The 19304-nt window shown below is 62.0% G+C and carries 18 protein-coding genes and 1 pseudogene; 9 read left to right on the top strand and 10 right to left on the bottom strand.

The window, feature by feature from the left end; translation table 11 throughout:
• From ACIOUG_RS24395 to ACIOUG_RS24385, 3 genes are all read left to right on the top strand, one after another.
• A partial coding sequence (locus ACIOUG_RS24395) for a phosphoribosylformylglycinamidine synthase subunit PurQ (RefSeq protein WP_401069335.1) occupies positions 1-893 on the top strand: 893 nt, incomplete at its 5' end.
• A 5-nt stretch (positions 894-898) separates the two neighbouring features.
• Positions 899-1210 carry an NGG1p interacting factor NIF3 gene (locus ACIOUG_RS24390; RefSeq protein WP_401069333.1) on the top strand — a complete coding sequence of 104 codons (312 nt, stop codon included), beginning with the start codon at positions 899-901 and terminating at the stop codon, positions 1208-1210.
• Between the two features lie 1166 nt (positions 1211-2376).
• On the top strand, positions 2377-2739 hold the full coding sequence (locus tag ACIOUG_RS24385) for a DUF6124 family protein (protein WP_401069331.1): 363 nt from the start codon (positions 2377-2379) through the stop codon (positions 2737-2739).
• Positions 2740-2861: 122 nt separating this feature from the next.
• On the opposite strand, the gene nagE is transcribed toward ACIOUG_RS24385, so the two are convergent.
• The 7 genes from nagE to ACIOUG_RS24350 all read right to left on the bottom strand — a co-directional run bounded on the left by nagE (position 2862) and on the right by ACIOUG_RS24350 (position 11620).
• Complete coding sequence (nagE, locus tag ACIOUG_RS24380) at positions 2862-4571, bottom strand: N-acetylglucosamine-specific PTS transporter subunit IIBC (protein WP_401069328.1); 1710 nt, start codon at positions 4569-4571, stop codon at positions 2862-2864.
• Between the two features lie 35 nt (positions 4572-4606).
• Positions 4607-7120, bottom strand: a complete 2514-nt coding sequence (gene ptsP / locus ACIOUG_RS24375; protein ID WP_401069326.1) for a phosphoenolpyruvate--protein phosphotransferase — start codon at positions 7118-7120, stop codon at positions 4607-4609.
• A gap of 184 nt (positions 7121-7304) precedes the next feature.
• Positions 7305-8327: an SIS domain-containing protein gene (locus tag ACIOUG_RS24370; protein WP_401069323.1), complete on the bottom strand. Its 1023-nt coding sequence runs from the start codon at positions 8325-8327 to the stop codon at positions 7305-7307.
• Positions 8308-9414: an N-acetylglucosamine-6-phosphate deacetylase gene (nagA, locus tag ACIOUG_RS24365; RefSeq protein ID WP_401069321.1), complete on the bottom strand. Its 1107-nt coding sequence runs from the start codon at positions 9412-9414 to the stop codon at positions 8308-8310. The genes ACIOUG_RS24370 and nagA overlap by 20 nt, the downstream gene beginning before the upstream one ends.
• A gap of 32 nt (positions 9415-9446) precedes the next feature.
• Positions 9447-10178: a GntR family transcriptional regulator gene (locus ACIOUG_RS24360; protein ID WP_401069318.1), complete on the bottom strand. Its 732-nt coding sequence runs from the start codon at positions 10176-10178 to the stop codon at positions 9447-9449.
• Positions 10179-10461: 283 nt separating this feature from the next.
• Positions 10462-10977, bottom strand: a complete 516-nt coding sequence (locus ACIOUG_RS24355; RefSeq protein ID WP_401069315.1) for a murein L,D-transpeptidase family protein — start codon at positions 10975-10977, stop codon at positions 10462-10464.
• 91 nt (positions 10978-11068) lie between these two features.
• On the bottom strand, positions 11069-11620 hold the full coding sequence (locus tag ACIOUG_RS24350; protein WP_401069312.1) for an NUDIX hydrolase: 552 nt from the start codon (positions 11618-11620) through the stop codon (positions 11069-11071).
• Between the two features lie 146 nt (positions 11621-11766).
• Between ACIOUG_RS24350 and ACIOUG_RS24345 the strand changes: the two genes are divergently transcribed.
• From ACIOUG_RS24345 to purT, 5 genes are all read left to right on the top strand, one after another.
• On the top strand, positions 11767-12366 hold the full coding sequence (locus ACIOUG_RS24345) for a CoA pyrophosphatase (RefSeq protein WP_003221960.1): 600 nt from the start codon (positions 11767-11769) through the stop codon (positions 12364-12366).
• A gap of 45 nt (positions 12367-12411) precedes the next feature.
• On the top strand, positions 12412-12936 hold the full coding sequence (locus tag ACIOUG_RS24340; RefSeq protein WP_003221962.1) for a gamma carbonic anhydrase family protein: 525 nt from the start codon (positions 12412-12414) through the stop codon (positions 12934-12936).
• Complete coding sequence (locus ACIOUG_RS24335) at positions 12933-13148, top strand: DUF1289 domain-containing protein (RefSeq protein WP_401069309.1); 216 nt, start codon at positions 12933-12935, stop codon at positions 13146-13148. Before ACIOUG_RS24340 ends, ACIOUG_RS24335 begins: the two co-directional genes overlap by 4 nt.
• Before the next feature lie 155 nt (positions 13149-13303).
• A complete protein-coding gene (locus ACIOUG_RS24330; protein ID WP_064586113.1) occupies positions 13304-13771 on the top strand; it encodes a hypothetical protein in 468 nt (155 codons plus the stop codon).
• Positions 13772-13870: 99 nt separating this feature from the next.
• Positions 13871-15052, top strand: coding sequence for a formate-dependent phosphoribosylglycinamide formyltransferase (gene purT, locus ACIOUG_RS24325; protein ID WP_401069306.1), 1182 nt, complete (start codon positions 13871-13873; stop codon positions 15050-15052).
• Between the two features lie 105 nt (positions 15053-15157).
• Here the strand turns inward: purT and ACIOUG_RS24320 are convergent, their stop codons facing one another.
• From ACIOUG_RS24320 to ACIOUG_RS24310, 3 genes are all read right to left on the bottom strand, one after another.
• Positions 15158-16474: an MFS transporter gene (locus ACIOUG_RS24320; protein WP_401069304.1), complete on the bottom strand. Its 1317-nt coding sequence runs from the start codon at positions 16472-16474 to the stop codon at positions 15158-15160.
• Between the two features lie 363 nt (positions 16475-16837).
• Positions 16838-18070 (bottom strand): transporter associated domain-containing protein, encoded by a 1233-nt coding sequence (locus tag ACIOUG_RS24315; protein ID WP_401069302.1) that lies wholly within the window; start codon positions 18068-18070, stop codon positions 16838-16840.
• 12 nt (positions 18071-18082) lie between these two features.
• Positions 18083-18895 (bottom strand): inner membrane protein YpjD, encoded by an 813-nt coding sequence (locus tag ACIOUG_RS24310; RefSeq protein ID WP_027610969.1) that lies wholly within the window; start codon positions 18893-18895, stop codon positions 18083-18085.
• Between the two features lie 195 nt (positions 18896-19090).
• On the opposite strand from ACIOUG_RS24310, the pseudogene ACIOUG_RS24305 reads away from it, so the two are divergent.
• Positions 19091-19304 (top strand): annotated as a pseudogene (locus tag ACIOUG_RS24305) (signal recognition particle receptor subunit alpha); the annotation flags it as partial.

Raw genomic sequence — 19304 nt, 5'->3', positions numbered from 1 at the left:
CCTACTGCGCCGAGCAAGAGTTCGACGCGCTGCTGGTAGAAGACAACCCGGGCCTGAGCGTCAAGCTGAGCTTCGACGTCAACCAGGACATCGCCGCGCCTTACATCAAGAAAGGCATCCGCCCACAGGTCGCCGTGCTGCGTGAGCAGGGCGTCAACGGTCAGGTGGAAATGGCCGCCGCGTTCGACCGCGCCGGTTTCAACGCGATCGACGTGCACATGAGCGATATTCTGGCCGGCCGTGTCGACCTGAACGAGTTCAAAGGTCTGGTGGCCTGCGGTGGTTTCTCCTACGGCGACGTCCTCGGCGCTGGTGAAGGCTGGGCCAAGTCGGCACTGTTCAACAGCCGCGCCCGCGATGCGTTCCAGGGTTTCTTCGAGCGTAACGACAGCATCACCCTCGGCGTGTGCAACGGTTGCCAGATGATGTCCAACCTGCACGAGCTGATCCCGGGCAGCGAGTTCTGGCCGCACTTCGTGCGCAACCGCTCCGAGCAGTTCGAAGCGCGCGTGGCGATGGTGCAGATCCAGGAATCGAACTCGATCTTCCTGCAGGGCATGGCCGGTTCGCGCATGCCGATCGCTATCGCTCACGGTGAAGGTCATGCCGAGTTTGAGAGCGAAGAGGCGTTGCTGGAAGCCGATCTGTCCGGTTGCGTGGCGATGCGTTTTGTCGACAACCACGGCAAGGTCACCGAAGCCTACCCGGCCAACCCGAACGGTTCGCCGCGCGGGATCACCGGCCTCACCAGCCGTGACGGTCGCGTGACGATCATGATGCCGCACCCGGAGCGGGTGTTCCGTGCGGTGCAGAACTCGTGGCGTTCGGAAGACTGGACCGAGGACGCTCCTTGGATGCGCATGTTCCGTAATGCTCGCGTCTGGGTGAACTAAGCGTCGTGTACAAGCTCGGGTTTTTTGTTCCCGACAGCCATGTCGAGGTGGTCAAGGACGCTGTATTCGCTGCCGGTGGTGGGCGGATCGGGGACTATGACCACTGTGCTTGGCAGGTGCTTGGGTCTGGTCATTTTCGGCCTTTGGACGGCAGTCAGCCGTTTATTGGCGAGGCGGGGCAGGTTGAGCGGGTCGAGGAGTGGAAGGTTGAGCTTGTGGTTTGTGACGCGTTGATTCGTGATGTGGTGGCTGCTCTCAAGTTGAGCCACCCTTACGAGACGCCGGCTTATGAGGTGTGGCGGTTGGAGGATTTCTGATCTTTCTGCCGCTGGAACGGGAAACCCGCAGATGAGTGATTGTCTGCGGGTTTTTTGTTGGCTGCGATTTGCTTTTCTGTAGGAGTGAGCCTGCTCGCGATGACGCCCTGACAGGCGACCATGTTCTGGCTTACTGTGTGAATATCCGTTTCTTCGGGTGCGGTGGCTGGCGGTTTCGCCCTTACGGCGACTCACTTTTTTTACAAACGCCTAAAAAAAGTAAGCAAAAAAACGCTTGCTCCTGCGTTCGGCCCGCTCGCTGAGGCTCGGGGTCCCTTCGCTCCGGGATTGATCCGGGCGCAGCGCCTCCGGTTTGCTTCGCTGCACCTCCTCTCGCTGTGTTTGGCTGCGCCAAACGGTCGCTGCGCTCCCACCCCCGTATCAATCCCTCCACTCAGCCTTCCGACGTCGCCCGTGGATCAAGATCAAGATCAAGAGCGACAGCCGAGCTTGCGCTCATCCTGGAGTGGGGCGGCTTCGCCGCATGGCGGTGTTCACAAGTTAAAAATATGCGAGCTGGCTTGCCAGCGATGGCGGCCTGACAGCCGACCAATCTCTACCTGAATACACCGGGTTCAAACTGTGGGAGCGGGCTTGCTCGCGAAGGCGTCCTGATAGCTCACTGATCCATTGCAGATGTACTCAACCCCTGTGGGAGCCTGGCTCGCCAGCGATGGCGGCCTGACAGCCGACCAATTTCTATCTGGTGCAGTACTCACCTGTAGGAGCTGCCGAAGGCTGCGATCTTTTGACTTTGGTTTTTTACAGTCAAAGGGCAGATCAAAAGATCGTCCGAACGCGGCCCGAGCCTTCCGCAGCTCCTACACGGGATGTTTTGTGTTTAAAAGTGTGGGGAATTACCAGAACCTTCCCACAAGGTTTTCAGGTTGTCCCTCGGACGCCCGGTCTCTAGGCTTTGCTTGTCGCTGCCAATTCAGCGACCGGGCGTGAGATCCCCGGCTATTCATTTGGATACTTGTGCATGTCCCTCCATAATCGCTGCCAGCTTAAACTGACGCGATTCTCTATGGCGGCTGTGTGCGGGTGGACGAATGTCCTGCCGGGTTTATCCATACCGGTGATCTCACCCCGTACATGGCTGCCACCTTTTCTTCGAGTGAGATCGGGAATAAGTGGCTCTCGCACTTATTAGAGGAAATTGAGACATGGATAAGCTAATACCCGATCCACCCCACGAAACCACAGCACCACCCGTCGACGCCATCCGGGTCGAAGACCTGGCCAAAGACCGTGAAGCCATCAAGCGCGCTGTCGATTTCTACTTCACCCCGCAACCCGCCAAACCCCGACAACCCAGCACGATGTTCCTCGTCCACCCCAACGTCGATACCGAAACCCTGCTAGCCCACGCCTACGAATCGTTGGCCTGCGCCAGTGCCATGGCCAGCAACTTCGCCAACGAACTCAGCGGCCTGCAACGCAGCACCGCACTGGCGATCCAGCAAATCGTCATGCTCGCCGAACTCGCGGTAAACCGCGCGCTGGACCGGGTCGATCCACAGACCTGATCTCTCAGGATCACCGCGTTATCGTTCTTCGCGAGCAAGCCCGCTCCCACATTTGCCCGACGTACACAGGCCAATGTGGGAGCGGGCTTGCTCGCGAAGAGGCCCGCCCAGACGCCGACGATTCAGACCTTGGCGCTGATTTCACTCCGGTTCACCAACGCCTCAATCGCCCCACTCAAGCTCGCCGCCTTATCTCCCACCAGCAAATGCCAGACCCCACCTTCCAGCGGGCTGATACCCTGGCAACCCAGCTCTTTCAACTGAGCCTCGGACAACGCTTTACCATCGGCCAGTTGCAGGCGAATACGGGTCAAGGCGATGCAGTCCAGTTGCAGCACATTCTCGCTACCGCCCAGTGCCGTCAGCCATTGTTGAGCTTCGGGTGCAGCGACCAACACAGCTTCCTCGACGACCACCGCAGGCGCAGCCACCAATGCACGCCCCAGCGCCGGCATGGCGAGGCGGATTTCGTCGGCGATGCTGTCGGCCAATGGCCCGACCACCACTTGCAAGCTGCCGCCCTTGCCCGGACGCACAACCGCCATCGCACCCAGCGCCTTCAATTCAGCGTCGGAAGCCTTGTTGCGATCAACCATTTCCAGACGCAACCGGGTAGTGCAGGCACCCACGGTGAGCAGGTTCTCCGCACCGCCCAAGGCCTTGATGTACGCCGCCGCACGTTCGTTTTCCGTGAGCACCGACTTCTCGGTGGCCGCCACGTCCTCACGCCCCGGCGTCTTCAGATTGAAGCGACGAATACAGAAATCAAACACCGCGTAATACACCACGGCGTACGCCAGCCCGACCGGAATCACCAACCAGCCATTGGTCGAGCGCCCCCAACCGAGCACCATGTCGATGAAGCCGCCGGAGAAGGTGAAACCCAGATGAATGTTCAGCGCATTGGTGATCGCCATCGACAACCCGGTCAGCAGCGCATGCAGCAGATACAGCAGCGGGGCGAGGAACATGAAGGCGAATTCGATTGGCTCGGTCACGCCGGTCAAAAATGAGGTCAGGGCCATCGACAGGAAAATCCCGCCCATCACCTTGCGCCGCTCCGGCAGCGCGTTGCGGTACATCGCCAGGCACGCGGCGGGCAGGCCGAAGATCATCATCGGGAACATGCCGGTCATGAACTGGCCGCCTTTTGGATCGCCAGCGAAGTAGCGCGACAGATCGCCAGTCACCAGTGCGCCGGTGGTCGGGTCGGTGAAGTTGCCGAACACGAACCACGCCATGTTGTTGAGGATGTGGTGCAGGCCGGTGACGATCAGCAGGCGGTTGAACACGCCGAAGACGAAGGCGCCGAAGCTGCCGCTTTCCATCATCAAAGTGCCGAAGCTGTTGATGCCGTGCTGGATCGGCGGCCAGATGTAGCCGAACACCACGCCCAGCGCGACGGCGGCGAAGCCGGTAACGATCGGCACGAAGCGACGGCCGCCGAAGAACGCCAGGTACTCCGGCAGCTTGATGTCTTTGAAGCGGTTGTACAACGCGCCGGCCATCAGGCCGCTGACGATCCCGGCGAGCATGCCCATGTTGATGCTCGGGTCGAGCACCTTGAGGGTGGAGATCATCACCAGGTAACCGATCACCCCGGCCAGACCGGCGGTGCCGTTGTTGTCCTTGGCGAACCCGACCGCGATGCCGATGGCGAAGATCATGGCCAGGTTGGCGAAGATCACTTGCCCGGCATCGTGAATGATCGCGATGTTCAGCAGGTCAGTGTCACCCAGACGCAGCAGCAGGCCGGCAATCGGCAGGATCGCGATCGGCAGCATCAGCGCACGGCCGAGGCGTTGCAGGCCTTCGATGAAGAGTTGGTACATGGTGGTTCTCCCTGCTCTTTATAGAGAGCTTGTTGTTAGTGCAGAGGCCAATGCTGGTGGCAGGCGTGACGAACCGCAGCGGCACTGTTGAGTTTCAGCAGGTCGAGGCTGAGGCGTTGGCATTCGGCCTCGTGCAACTGGCGCACGCGATCCTTGATTTCACCGATCTGTACCGGGCTTACGGACAACTCGGTCACGCCGAGGCCGATCAGCACCGGCGTCGCCAGCGGGTCGGAAGCGAGGGCGCCGCACACGCCGACCCAGCGCTTGTGCACCGCCGCGCCTGCGCAGGTCATGGCGATCAGCCGCAGCAGCGCCGGGTGCAGGGCATCGACGCGAGCGGCCAAACCCGCGTGGTCGCGGTCCATGGCCAGGGTGTATTGCGACAGATCGTTGGTGCCGATCGACAGGAAGTCGGCATGCTCGGCCAGTTGTTCGGCCTGCAACGCAGCGGCGGGGACTTCGATCATCACGCCGATTTCCGGGCGCTGGCTGATGTTCAGTTCCAGGCACAGCGCATCGACCCGTTGGCGGATGTGCAGCAGTTCGTCGACTTCGGTGACCATCGGCAACAGGATCCGGCAACGGCGCAGCGGGCTGACTTGCAGCAATGCGCGCAGTTGCTGATCGAGGATTTCCGGGCGGGCCTGAGCCAGACGAATGCCACGCAAGCCCAAGACCGGGTTGGCTTCGGCGGGCAGTGGCAGATAGTCGAGTTGCTTGTCGCCGCCGACGTCGATGGTGCGGATGATCACCGAGTGCTCGCCCATGGCATCGAGCACGGCTTGATAGGCGGCGCGCTGCTCTTCGACGTCCGGCGCGGTTTGCCGGTCGACGAACAGAAACTCGGTGCGCAGCAGGCCGACGCCATCGGCGCCGTTGGCAAAGGCGTCCGCCGCTTCATGACTGGACGCAACATTGGCGACCACTTCGATGGTCACGCCATTGCAGGTTTCGGCGGGCAGATGGGCTTTGGCTTGTTGCGCATCGCGGCGTTGCTGGCGCTCGATTTGCGCTTGCTGGACTTCGGCCAGACGCTCGGTGTTCGGCGTCAGTTCGAGGCGTCCACCATCGGCATCCAGCACCACCGCCTGACCTTGTGGCTGATCGAGCAAAGCGGCGCCCAACGCCACCAGGCACGGCAGGCCTTTGCCACGCGCCAGAATCGCCACGTGCGACGTCGCGCCACCCTCGGCCATGCACAACCCGGCGACACCTTGCGCGCTGAGTTGCAGCAGATCCGACGGCGTCAGTTCATGCGCAGCGACGATGGCACCGGCCGGCACGTCGTAATGCCAGGCTTCGCCGAGCAGGGCGCGCAGCACCCGTTGCTTGAGATCGCGCAGGTCGTTGGCGCGTTCGGCCAACAGTGCGCTGCCGGTGTGTTGCAGGACTTCGCACTGCACGTCGATCGACTGGCTCCAGGCGTGAGTCGCCGCCGTGCCTTGGTTGATCGAATGCTGCGCAGCGTCGAGCAGGGCCGGGTCTTCGAGCAGTGCCAGATGCGCGGCGAAGATCGCCTCTTCGTCGGTGCTCTGGTGCTTTTTCGCTTGGGCGAGGGTGGCGTTGATTTCGCCGCGAACCTGATTCAGCGCCGACTCAAGCACTTGCTGTTGCGCCAGCGGATCATGCTTGCCCGCATCCGCCGGCAGGTTGATCGCGTGCAGGCGAAACAGCGGCCCGCCGACCAGTCCCGGTGCGGCGCACACACCTTGCAGCACGCCAGCCTCGGCCGGGCGCTTGCGCGGTGCGGTGCTGACCGGTGCAGCGGGGTGATGGTCGTCGGGCAGGGCGGTCGCCAAGGCGTTGAGCAAGGCTTGCAGCGCGGCTTCGGCGTCCGGCCCCTGACAGCTGACTTGCACTTCATCCTGCTCGCCAACCGCCAGTCCCATCAGCCCGATCAGGCTGTTGCACGGCGCCGACTTACCAGCGAAGTGAAGCTGCGACTGGCTCTTGAAGCTTTGCGCGGTCTGCCGAATCAGTGCGGCCGGGCGTGCATGCAGGCCGCCGCGATGCGCCACCAGCACCTGACCGTGAACCTCGGGTCCGTCCAGCGTTTCAGCATTTGCCACCGAGCTGTTGCGCGCAACGATGTGCAGCAACGGATCGCCGACCTTTACCGGTTTGAGCGTGATCGGGCGCACCTGGAAGTCCTGGCTGTTGGTCAGGATCAACAGGCTGACCAGGCTTTTGCACTGCTGGCCGACCTTGTCCAGGTCGTAGCGCAACAAGGGTTGGCCGTTGCTGACCCGCGTGCCTTCCTTGACCAGCATCGAGAAGCCTTCTCCGTTCAGTTCAACGGTGTCGAGGCCCAGATGCAGGAGGATTTCCGCACCGTTGTCGGCGCGCACGGTCAGCGCGTGGCCGGTACGGGCGACGTGGATGATCACCCCGGCGCAGGGCGAATACAGGGTGTCGTTCAGCGGGTCGATGGCAATCCCGTCGCCCATCGCGCCGCTGGCGAACACCGCGTCCGGGACTTTGGCGAGCGTGAGCACCGGGCCGCTGAGCGGGGCGCTGAGGGTCAGCTCTTTATTGTTGTTGTGCATTGGCTCGGTCTCATCAGTAATTTCGCTTTCCCCTGTAGGAGCTGCCGAAGGCTGCGATCTTTTGATCCTGTTTTTTTGAACGTCAAAATCAAAAGATCGCAGCCTGCGGCAGCTCCTACAGGGGTTGTGCATCAATCAACGGTTTTCGCATCCGTCGACAGGTTTGTGCATCAATCAACAGGTGTCAGTGTGTACGGGTCACTTTGCTCAGGTGGCGCGGCTGGTCCGGGTCCATGCCTCGGGCCACGGCCAGGCCGGCGGCCATCACGTAGAAGCTCTGGATCGCCAGAATCGGATCGAGGGCCGGGTGTTCGGCGCGGCTCAGGGTCAGGTCGCGTTCGAGAATGTCGTCCGGCGCGGCCAGCAGCACGCGGGCGCCGCGTTGACGCATCTCTGCCGCGAGGCTGATCAGACCGGCCTGCTCGGCCCCGCGTGGGGCAAACACCAGCAGCGGGTAGTGCTCGTCGATCAGCGCCATCGGGCCGTGACGGACTTCGGCGCTGCTGAAGGCTTCGGCCTGGATCGCCGAGGTTTCCTTGAATTTCAGTGCGGCTTCCTGAGCGATGGCGAAACCGGCACCACGGCCGATGACCATCAGGCGTTCACAGTCGCGCAACGCGTCGATGGCCGCGCTCCAGTCTTGTTGCGCCGCGTCGCGCAGGCCTTCGGGCAGGGCGTTGTGCGCTTGCAGCAGTTCGCTGTCTTCTTTCCAGTGCGCGATCAGCCGCGCACTGGCGCTGAGGGTGGCGATAAAACTCTTGGTCGCGGCGACGCTGCTTTCGGTGCCGGCGAGCAACGGCAGGCTGAATTCACACGCTGCTTCCAACGGTGAGTCGCTGGCGTTGACCATCGACACACTGAGGGCGCCACGCTTGCGCAACAGGCGCAGGCTGTTGACCAGATCCGGGCTTTGCCCCGATTGCGAGAATGCGAACGCGACCTGACCGCTGACCTTCAACGGCGCCTGCTGCATGGTCACCACCGACATCGGCAGCGACGCCACCGGCACCCCCAGTTGCTGCATGGTCAGGTAGGCGAAGTAGCTCGCCGCGTGGTCGGAGCTGCCGCGCGCAACGGTCATCGCCACTTGCGGTGGCTGCCGGCGCAGGCGTCCGGCGATCTCGATCATCTGTGGGTCGAGCTGTTGCAGTTGGGCTTGCACGGCCTCGAACGAGGAGAGCGCCTCCTCAAGCATTTTTGAAGTCAATGTCTTCTCCTTCGACCATGACGGCGGTCAGTGTGAGTGAGCGATCCAGCCGCACGCAGTCGGCCCAGGCCCCCGGTTGCAGGCGCCCGCGTTCGGTGATGCCGAGGTAGTCGGCGGGAAATTGCGACAGGCGCTGCGAGGCCTCGGCGATCGGCAAGCCGATCTTCACCAGATTGCGCAGGGCTTGATCCATGGTCAGGGTGCTGCCGGCCAACGTGCCGTCGGGCAGGCGCACGCCGCCCAGACATTTGGTCACGGTGTGGCTGCCGAGCTTGTATTCACCGTCGGGCATGCCGGCGGCCGCGGTCGAATCGGTGACGCAGTACAGGCACGGGATCGAACGCAGGGCCACGCGGATCGCGCCGGGGTGCACGTGCAGCAGATCCGGGATCAGCTCGGCGAATTTGGCGTGAGCCAACGCGGCACCGACGATCCCCGGCTCGCGGTGATGCAGCGGGCTCATGGCGTTGTACAAGTGAGTGAAACTGGTCGCGCCAGCCTCCAGAGCGGCGACGCCTTCCTCGTAACTGCCGAGGGTGTGGCCGATCTGCATGCGAATGCCGCGGCTGCTGAGTTCGCGGATCAACCCGTCGTGGCCGGCGATTTCCGGGGCGATGGTGATCACCCGGATCGGCGCCAGCGCCAGGTATTCCTCGACTTCGGCCATCAACGCGGTGTGGGCGAAGTTCGGTTGCGCGCCGAGTTTGCCGGGGTTGATGTACGGGCCTTCGAGATGCACACCGAGTACCCGGGCGGCGCCTTGCGGACGCTGTTCGCAGAACTCGCCGACCTCTTTCAGCACGCTGGAGATCTCGGCACTCGGCGCGGTCATGGTGGTGGCCAGCAGCGAAGTGGTGCCGAAACGCACGTGGGTGCGGGTGATGGTTTCGAAGGCGCTGGCGCCTTCCATGATGTCCTTGCCGCCACCGCCGTGGACGTGCAGGTCGATGAAACCCGGCAGCAGATACGGCAGGTCATTATCGGCCGGGTCGCAGGGCACGCCTTCGATCGACACGACTTTGCCGTGTGCGTGGATCAGCCGGCCGCGAACCCAGCCGTGAGCGGTGAGGATGTTGTCTTCGGACATGTCGGTTCTCGCTGTTTGACGGCTTCGCCGGTTTAACGACGCAGCTCTGCAACAAAGTCGTAGTAGTCGTTGCGGCAATAGGTGTCGGTGACTTCGATCGGCGTGTTGTCTTCCAGGTAGCCGACGCGGGTCATCAGCAGCATGGCGGTGCCGGGGGCGATGCCGACCAGTGCGGCGAACTCGTCCGAGGCGTTGATCGCCTGAATGTGCTGCAGGGCGCGGACGATCGGTTTGCCGATGCCGTCGAGGTATTCGTAGAGCGAATCGCCGACCAATTGCGGCTTGGGCATGATCGAGGCGGGCAGGGTGCTCATCTCGATGGCCATCACGGTGTCGTCGGCTTTGCGCAGGCGTTTCATGCGCGCCACCTTGTCGTTCGGCGACAGGCTCAGGCGGATCAGTTCTTCGTGAGTCGGCAGGGTGATTTCGCGCTCCAGCCACTGCGAGCTGGGCACGAAACCCTTGAGGCGGAGCATTTCGCTGAAGCCCGAGAGACGCGACAGCGGTTGTTCCAGGCGTGGGGTGATGAAGGTGCCGGAACCTTGCAGGCGGCGGATCAGGCCTTGATCGAGCAGCACTTCCAGCGCCTTGCGGGCGGTGACCCGGGAGATACCGAGTTGTTCGCTGAGATTGCGTTCGGACGGCATCGCCTGTTCGGATTTCCATTGCCCGGAATGGATCGCCGATTCCAGATTGCGCGCCAGTTGCAGGTACAGCGGCGTCGGCTGGGAGTCGTCTGGGCGTAGGGCCTGGAGGTCGTTCATGTAGGTCATTTCCGACGCGAGTATAGGATTGTTGTTGCTCGCTTGTGGGGCGGAAATTAATACCACTTGAATACCATGTCAACGCGTCGAATCGGGCTGTGGCCCAATGAAATGGCGGGTTTCGGGGGTTGTGGTTTGAAGTGGTATTAGGGGTGGGCTGTAAAAAACAAAAGATCGCAGCCTGCGGCAGCGCCTACAGTGGGAAGTGGTATCAACCCTGTAGGAGCTGCCGCAGGCTGCGATCTTTTGATTTATTTTTTTGCAGGTGACCAGTGGTGGGGCGTTAAGGACGGATCTCGATCATCGTCCCGTCCGGCACCAGACCCCAGACTTCACGCATGTCCATGTTGCGCATGGCGATGCAGCCGTCGGTCCAGTCCAGGGTGTGGAACAGGTCTTCGGGGGTGTCCTCGGTGTCGGGCGTGCCGTGGATCATGATCATTCCACCAGGCTCGACGCCTTCGCGGCGGGCGCGGGCCGAATCGCTGATGTTCGGGTAGGAAATGTGCATCGCCAGATTGAATTTCTCGCTGACCTTGCGCCAGTCGATCCAGTACAGACCTTCCGGGGTGCGTTTGTCGCCCTCAATCAATTTCGGACCTTTCTTCGCGCCCTTGCCCAAAGAGATGCGATAGGTTTTGAGTGGCTTGCCGTCGGAGATCAATTGCAATTGATGCGCCGATTTGAACACCAGTATTTTGTCGATACGGGGGCTATTCGATGGCGTCACGGTGGTCACGAATGACGCTTGCGAGACCGTGACGAACGACAGGCAGAACAGGGCAAGCAACCAGCGCATTGAAACGATTCCCCAAGAGTGACGCAATGTTAAGTGTAGGAGCTGCCGCAGGCTGCGATCTTTTGATCTTCTAGCCGCTGTCATCGCCCGATCAGGTAATGACCGGCTGGACCAACGGCGGAATCGATTCCGTACGAACCGGGTACACCTCGACCCGCCGATCAGCGAAGAAGCATTCTAAGGTACGCCCCACCGTGCGGAAAGCCAGCTCGTCCCACGGAATGTCGGCTTCGTCGAATAGTTGCACTTCAAGGCTTTCGGGGCCGGCGGCAAAGTCCAGATCGGCCAGTTCGGCACGGAAGAACACGTGCACCTGGCTGATATGCGGCACATCGATCAGTGTATAGATGCTCAGGTTGCGCACCCGGGCGCAGGCTTCCTCAGCGGTTTCGCGGGTCGCGGCCTGCTCGATGGTCTCGCCGTTTTCCATGAAACCGGCAGGCAGCGTCCAGTAACCGAGGCGTGGCTCAATGGCGCGGCGGCAGAGCAGCACTTTGCTGCCCCAGGTCGCGACGCAACCGGCAACGATATTGGGGTTTTGGTAGTGAATGGTCTGACAGCTGTCACAGACAAATCGCAGCCGCGAATCGCCTTCGGGAATGCGCTGGGTCACCGGGTTGCCGCACTGGCTGCAAAATTTCATGCTGGGGTTCCTGAATGCTGCGCCTATCTTGGCGTGCAGCGGTGCCGGTCGGCAAGTTGTCGTTTCGCGACATGGCCCGGCGAGGGGCTTGGGCGGCTGCAATGATTGGTGCATGATGCAGGGTAAGGCACAGATCGAGAACACTCATGCTGGACGAGCTACTGCATAGGGTAAGCAACCACACACCGCGCACGCTGGAGACCGATAAACGTTTCCCCGAGGCCGCTGTTCTGGTGCCGATCACCCGCAGTGACGAGCCAGAGCTGGTGCTGACCCTGCGCGCCAGCGGTCTCTCGACCCATGGCGGCGAAGTGGCCTTCCCCGGCGGACGCCGCGATCCGGAAGACCCCGACCTGATCTTCACCGCCCTGCGCGAAGCCGAGGAAGAAATCGGTCTGCCACCGGGGCTGGTCGAGGTCATCGGCCCGCTCAGCCCGCTGATCTCCCTGCATGGGATCAAGGTCACGCCGTATGTCGGGGTGATCCCGGACTTCGTCGAATACCAGGCCAACGATGCCGAGATCGCAGCGGTATTCAACGTGCCGCTGGAATTCTTCCGCAAAGACCCGCGCGAACACACGCACCGTATCGATTACCAGGGGCGCAGTTGGTACGTGCCGAGTTATCGCTACGGCGAATTCAAGATCTGGGGTTTGACCGCTATCATGATCGTCGAACTGATCAATCTGCTCTATGACGAGCAGATCAGCCTGCACCACCCGCCGAAAAGTTTTATCAATACCTGAAGCCATCGCTCGAATGGCCCGTTCGTGAGCCCTGAGGAAAACAAGATGAAATACCGCCTGGGCGACGCCCGCGTCGACACCCATCCACAGAGCTGGGTTGCACCCAATGCCGTGCTGGTGGGCAAGGTCAAGCTGGAAGAGGGCGCCAACGTCTGGTTCAACGCCGTACTGCGCGGTGACAACGAACTGATCCTGATCGGCAAGAACAGCAACGTCCAGGACGGCACCGTGATGCACACCGACATGGGCTATCCGCTGACCATCGGCACCGGCGTGACCATCGGTCACAACGCCATGCTGCATGGCTGCACCGTCGGTGATTACAGCCTGATCGGCATCAACGCGGTGATCCTCAACGGCGCGAAAATCGGCAAGAACTGCATTATCGGCGCCAATTCGCTGATTGGCGAAGGCAAGGAAATCCCCGATGGTTCGCTGGTGATGGGCTCGCCGGGGAAGGTCGTGCGTGAACTCACCGAGCCGCAGAAGAAAATGCTCGAAGCCAGCGCCGCGCACTATGTGCATAACTCGCAGCGTTACGCGCGTGATCTGGTTGAGCAAGAAGAATGAGCACGCCTGAAAGACCGGTCGCCTCGCCGTGCGTGAATATCTGCGCACTGGATGACGACGATATCTGCACCGGCTGCCAGCGCACGGTCGCGGAGATCACGCGCTGGGGCCGGATGACCAACGACGAGCGGCGGGTGGTGCTCGGCTTGTGTCATGAGCGGGCGAAGGCGAGCGGATTGGTGTGGATGATTCCCGGAAAATCAGGCGCCTGACAGCCCGCCTTCGCGAGCAAGCCCGCTCCCACATTTGAAATGCATTCCCCTGTGGGAGCGGGCTTGCTCGCGAAGAGGCCAGAACAGTCGCCACTTCTTATTGGCCCGACTCCAAGCCTGAAGTAACCTGTGCGCCAATTTCCCAGGTCACCGCCATGATTTTCCTCATCGCCTACATCAGCAGCGTCGTGCTGATCAACTTCGCTTTCTCCACCGCGCCACACTTGGACATCATCTGGTCGGCCTGGGGCGGATTGGTGTTTGTGTTGCGCGACATGGTGCAAACCCGCTTCGGCCACGGTGCCATCGTGGCGATGCTGGCGGCGCTGGTGCTGTCCTACGTGACCTCCGATCCTTCCATCGCCCTGGCCAGCGCCACCGCGTTTGCGATCTCCGAGTGCATCGACTGGCTGGTGTTCAGCGTCACCAAACGGCCGTTGCGTGACCGCCTGTGGATCAGCTCGGCGCTGAGCATTCCGCTCGATACCTTCATCTTCTTCGGCATGATCGACCTGATGACGCCACCGGTGATCATCACCGCGCTGGCCTCGAAGTTCGCTGGCGTCACTGCCGTTTGGCTGATCATGGCCTGGCGCGAGCGCAAACAGGCTGTCGCCAGCTGAGCCAAACCCTGCGGTTCATGTAAAATGCCGCGCTTTCTCCCCATGGAAAGCGCGTCTGGCGTTGCTTTCCTCGATGATCCGCTTCTTTGAGGACCTGAGATGACCCGTATCGGAACTCCATTGTCGCCGACCGCGACCCGCGTATTGCTGTGTGGCTGTGGTGAGTTGGGCAAGGAAGTGGTGATCGAGCTGCAACGCCTGGGCGTTGAAGTGATTGCCGTCGACCGTTACGCCAACGCGCCGGCCATGCAGGTGGCGCACCGCAGCCACGTGATCAACATGCTCGACGGCGCCGCGCTGCGTGCCGTCATCGAAGCCGAGAAGCCGCACTTCATCGTGCCGGAAATCGAAGCCATCGCCACCGCCACGCTGGTCGAGCTGGAAGCCGAAGGCTTCACCGTGATTCCGACCGCCCGCGCCGCGCAATTGACCATGAACCGCGAAGGCATCCGTCGTCTGGCCGCTGAAGAGCTGGACCTGCCGACCTCGCCGTACCACTTTGCCGACACCTTCGAGGACTACAGCAAAGCCGTGCAGGACCTGGGTTTCCCGTGCGTGGTCAAGCCGGTCATGAGCTCGTCGGGCAAAGGCCAGAGCCTGCTGCGCACCGCCGATGACGTGCAGAAAGCCTGGGATTACGCACAAGAGGGCGGTCGCGCCGGCAAAGGTCGAGTGATCATCGAAGGTTTCATCGATTTCGACTACGAAATCACTTTGCTGACCGTGCGCCACATTGGCGGCACCACGTTCTGTGCACCGGTCGGTCACCGTCAGGAGAAGGGCGACTATCAGGAGTCCTGGCAGCCGCAGGCCATGAGCCCGATTGCTCTGGCTGAGTCCGAGCGCGTGGCCAAAGCCGTGACCGAGGCCCTGGGTGGTCGCGGGCTGTTCGGCGTCGAACTGTTCATCAAGGGTGATCAGGTATGGTTCAGCGAAGTCTCGCCGCGCCCGCATGACACCGGTCTGGTGACCCTGATTTCCCAGGACCTGTCGCAGTTTGCCCTGCACGCACGGGCCATTCTCGGTCTGCCGGTGCCGCTGATCCGTCAGTTCGGCCCATCGGCGTCGGCGGTGATTCTGGTGGAAGGGCAGTCGACCCAGACTGCGTTCGCCAACCTTGGCGCGGCGTTGAGTGAACCGGATACGGCGTTGCGTCTGTTCGGCAAGCCAGAAGTCAATGGTCAGCGCCGGATGGGCGTGGCGTTGGCGCGGGATGAGTCGATCGAAGCTGCGCGTGCCAAGGCGACCCGTGCGTCTCAGGCTGTTGTTGTAGAGCTGTAAACCGAGGCGCGGCATTCGCGAGCAAGCCCGCTCCCACATTGGATCTGTGGTGTACACAAAACCAATTGTGGGAGCGGGCTTGCTCGCGAAGCTTTTGATCTTCTGTCAGGCAACCTGATTCAGATCGTTATTGCGCGTTTCCTTCAGGCACAGCACAGCCATCAGGCTGAGCACCGCTGCCGCCGACACATACCCGCCGACATAGCTCAACCCCCCCATCGCCACCAGTTTCTGCGCGAAGAACGGAGCCGCCGAGGCGCCAACGATGCCGCCGAGGTTGTAGGCCGCCGATGCGCCGGTATAGCGCACGTGTGTCGGAAACAGTTCCGGCAGCAGCGCGCCCATCGGGGCAAACGTCACGCCCATCAAGAACAGCTCGATGCACAGGAACAGCGCCACGCCCCAGGTCGAACCTTGCGTCAGCAGCGGCTCCATCAGGAATCCGGACAGGATCGCCAGCACACCACCTACGATCAGCACCGGTTTGCGCCCGTAACGGTCGCTGGCCCAGGCGGACAACGGCGTTGCCGCGGCCATGAACAGCACGGCAAAACACAGCAGTCCTAGGAACGTCTCACGGCTGTAACCCAGTGTGGACACGCCGTAGCTCAGGGAAAACACCGTCGAGATGTAAAACAGCGCATAGCACACGACCATCGCCGCCGCGCCGAGCAGGGTGGGTGCCCAGTACTGACTGAACAGCTCGACCAGCGGCACTTTCACTCGTTCCTGACGGGCAATCGCGTTGGCGAACACCGGGGTTTCGTGGAGTTTCAGGCGCACATACAGGCCAACCATCACCAGCACCGCGCTGAGCAGAAACGGAATCCGCCAGCCCCAGCTGCGGAACTGTTCGTCATCGAGGGTCATGGCCAGGGTCAGGAACAGCCCGTTGGCCGCGAGAAAACCGATCGACGGGCCAAGCTGCGGAAACATGCCGAACCACGCCCGTTTGCCTTTGGGCGCATTCTCCGTGGCCAGCAACGCCGCGCCACCCCATTCGCCGCCAAGCCCCAACCCCTGACCGAAACGCAGCACGCACAGCAGAATCGGTGCCCAGGCGCCAATGCTGGCGTAACCCGGCAGCACGCCGATCAGCGTGGTGCACACGCCCATCAGCAACAGCGAGGCGACCAGTGTCGATTTGCGCCCGATGCGGTCACCGAAATGGCCGAACAGCGCCGAACCCAGGGGCCGGGCGAGGAAGGCGATGCCGAAAGTGAGAAACGCCGAAAGCATCTGCGCGGTACCGGAGGTTTGCGGAAAGAACACCGGCCCGATCACCAGCGCGGCGGCGGTGGCGTAGACATAGAAGTCGTAGAACTCGATGGCGGTGCCGATGAAGCTCGCGGTCGCCACGCGGGTGGCGGAGTTGGTCGGCTGGGCAGGCGCGGTGGCGCTGTAAGCGGTACTGGTCGTCATGCGGTGATCCCTGACAGTCATGAGCTCCGTTGGAGCGAATTATTATGGTCGAGCACCCAGGGATGTGGGATGAGACGCGAGCGCTGTTTCGAGTAGGAACAGTCGTCGGGGTCGTGCGGAAAATGGCCGAAACCGCTTTAGTGCGGGGTAAGCACAGGGCTCGGCGGCGCTTGGGTAAGCGGTTCGATTATAGGAAGGGGGCTAACGAATGAACAAGAGCAAAGATCGCTGCTGTCGGGCTTTCTGTGGCGAGGGAGCTTGCTCCCGCTCGGGCGCGAAGCGGCCGCATGAATCTGTGGGTAAATCAAAAGCCAGGGCTGCTCCGCAACCCAGCGGGAGCAAGCTCCCTCGCCACAACAGCACTTAAACCTTGGCCGGCGCCGAGCTCGTATGCCAGATCAACACCTTGCTCACCCGGTTGTCCTCGGTCTCGAGAATCTCCAGCCGGTAGCGTCCGATCTTCAAGCACACCGCGCTGTCCGGAATGGTCTCCAGCGCTTCGGTCACCAGGCCGTTAAGGGTTTTCGGCCCGTCGCTCGGCAAATGCCAGCCGAGGCATTTGTTCAGCTCGCGGATCGACGCGGTGCCGTCGATCACCATGCGCCCGTCGGCCTGTGGGTGGATGTGCGGGTTGTCGAGGCTGTGCTCGCTTTCGAATTCGCCGACGATCTCTTCGAGAATGTCTTCCAGCGTGACGATGCCCAGCACTTCGCCGTACTCGTCCACCACCATGCCCAGGCGGCGTTGCTGCTTGTGGAAGTTCAGCAATTGCAGTTGCAGCGGCGTACTTTCCGGGACGAAGTACGGCTCGTAGCTGGCCGCCAGCAGCGCTTCGCGGGTCAACTGGCCATCGTTGAGCAGATGGCGGATCTGCCGGGTGTTGAGCACCGCTTCGACCTGATTGATGTCGCTGTGGAACACCGGCAGGCGCGTGCGCTTGTTCTGGCGCAGTTGTTCGATGATCTCTTCGATCGAGTCGTCGAGGTTGATGCCGTCGACATCGCTGCGCGGCACCAGAATGTCGTTGACCGTGATGTTGTCCAGCGCGTGAATCCCGGACACCGGGTGGTTGCGGGACGGGTGTTCCGGGTCGTCATTAGGGTCGGCCGGTTCTTCGTCTTCGCTTTGCTGCACCACTTGCGGTTTGCGCACGAACGGGCGCAGCAGCAGGCCGCTGATGCGGCTCAGCAGCCAGGCCAGCGGGTAAAGAATTTTCAGCGGCACGGCCAGCAGGGTATTGCCGAATGACAGAACAGCATCCGGATAGCGCTGGGCCACGCTGCGCGGAAAGTAATCGGCAAACACCAGCAACACGGCGCCGGCACCAAGGCAGGCGGCCCATGGGCCGTTTTCTTCGCAAAGAAAGATCGCCAGCAGTGTAGCGATGACCACCGCGAGGGCGCGGCACAGCGTGTTGCACAGGATCAGGCTGTCGAGCGGGAAGCTCAGCTTCGCCAGCGGCTTGTCGCTGGCACGCGAGGCGGTGCGTTGCGCAAGCAGGTGCTGTTGCGCGATTTCGACGGCGGTAAACAGCCCCGACCATAAAATCAGCAGGACAAATACCGCGAGCATCGGCCCTATGGGCAAACCGTCCATTTATGCCGCCCGTCAGATGTGCAGAATGTATTCACGAACCAGTTTGCTGCCGAAATACGCCAACATCAGCAGGCAGAAACCGGCGAGGGTCCAGCGGATCGCCTTGTGGCCGCGCCAGCCGAGGCGATTACGGCCCCACAGCAACACGCTGAACACGATCCAGGCCAGGCACGCCAGCAAGGTCTTGTGTACCAGATGCTGGGCGAACAGGTTCTCGACGAACAGCCAGCCGGAGATCAGCGACAGCGACAGCAGCGTCCAGCCAGCCCAGAGAAAACCGAACAGCAGGCTTTCCATGGTTTGCAGCGGCGGGAAGTTCTTGATCAGGCCCGACGGGTGCTTGTGCTTGAGCTGGTGATCCTGCACCAGCAGCAGCAAGGCCTGGAACACGGCGATGGTGAACATGCCGTAGGCGAGGATCGACAGCAGGATGTGGGCGAGGATGCCCGGCTCTTCGTCGATGATCTGCACCGTGCCGGCCGGCGCAAACTGCGCCAGCAATACCGTCGCCGCGCCGAGCGGGAACAGCAGCACCAAAAGGTTTTCCACCGGGATCCGCGAGCAGGCCAGCAGCGTCAGGGCGATGACGGCCGCGGCGATCAGGCTGGCGGCGCTGAAGAAGTCCAGGCCCAGGCCGATCGGCGTCAGCAGGTGCGTGAGCAGGCTGGCGCTGTGGGCGAGCACGGCGAGGATGCCGAGCGTAACCAGCAGGCGCTTGTTCGCCTTGGCGCCGGAGGCCAGGCGGGTGCCCTGATAAAGGGTCGCAGCGGCATAAAGAAGAGCGGCGGCGATAGTAGTCAGCAAACTGGGTGACAAGGGGAGCATAAATCCTGTTAGGCAGGCCCGAAAGGCGCTGAGTTTGGCATAGAACCGCCACACCACGAAAGTGCGAGGTGTCCGCCCGACGCAGTCTTCGCTATAATCCGCGACCTGCCCACGCCGCAGGCTCGCCGAGCACATGTTGAATCCGGTCTGGGCCGCCATTATCCCGGTCTACACAGGGCCTGAAAGGATCGCGCAATGTTTGAAAACTTAACCGACCGTCTCTCGCAGACGCTGCGCCATGTCACCGGCAAGGCGAAGCTGACTGAAGACAATATCAAAGACACCCTGCGCGAAGTGCGCATGGCGTTGCTCGAAGCCGACGTCGCCCTGCCGGTGGTCAAGGACTTCGTCAATTCGGTCAAGGAACGCGCTGTCGGCACCGAGGTGTCGCGCAGCCTGACGCCGGGCC

This window comes from Pseudomonas sp. NPDC087803 (genome assembly GCF_044742995.1).
Lineage (GTDB): Bacteria > Pseudomonadota > Gammaproteobacteria > Pseudomonadales > Pseudomonadaceae > Aquipseudomonas.
This window is presented reverse-complemented; position numbering and strand designations above follow the sequence as displayed.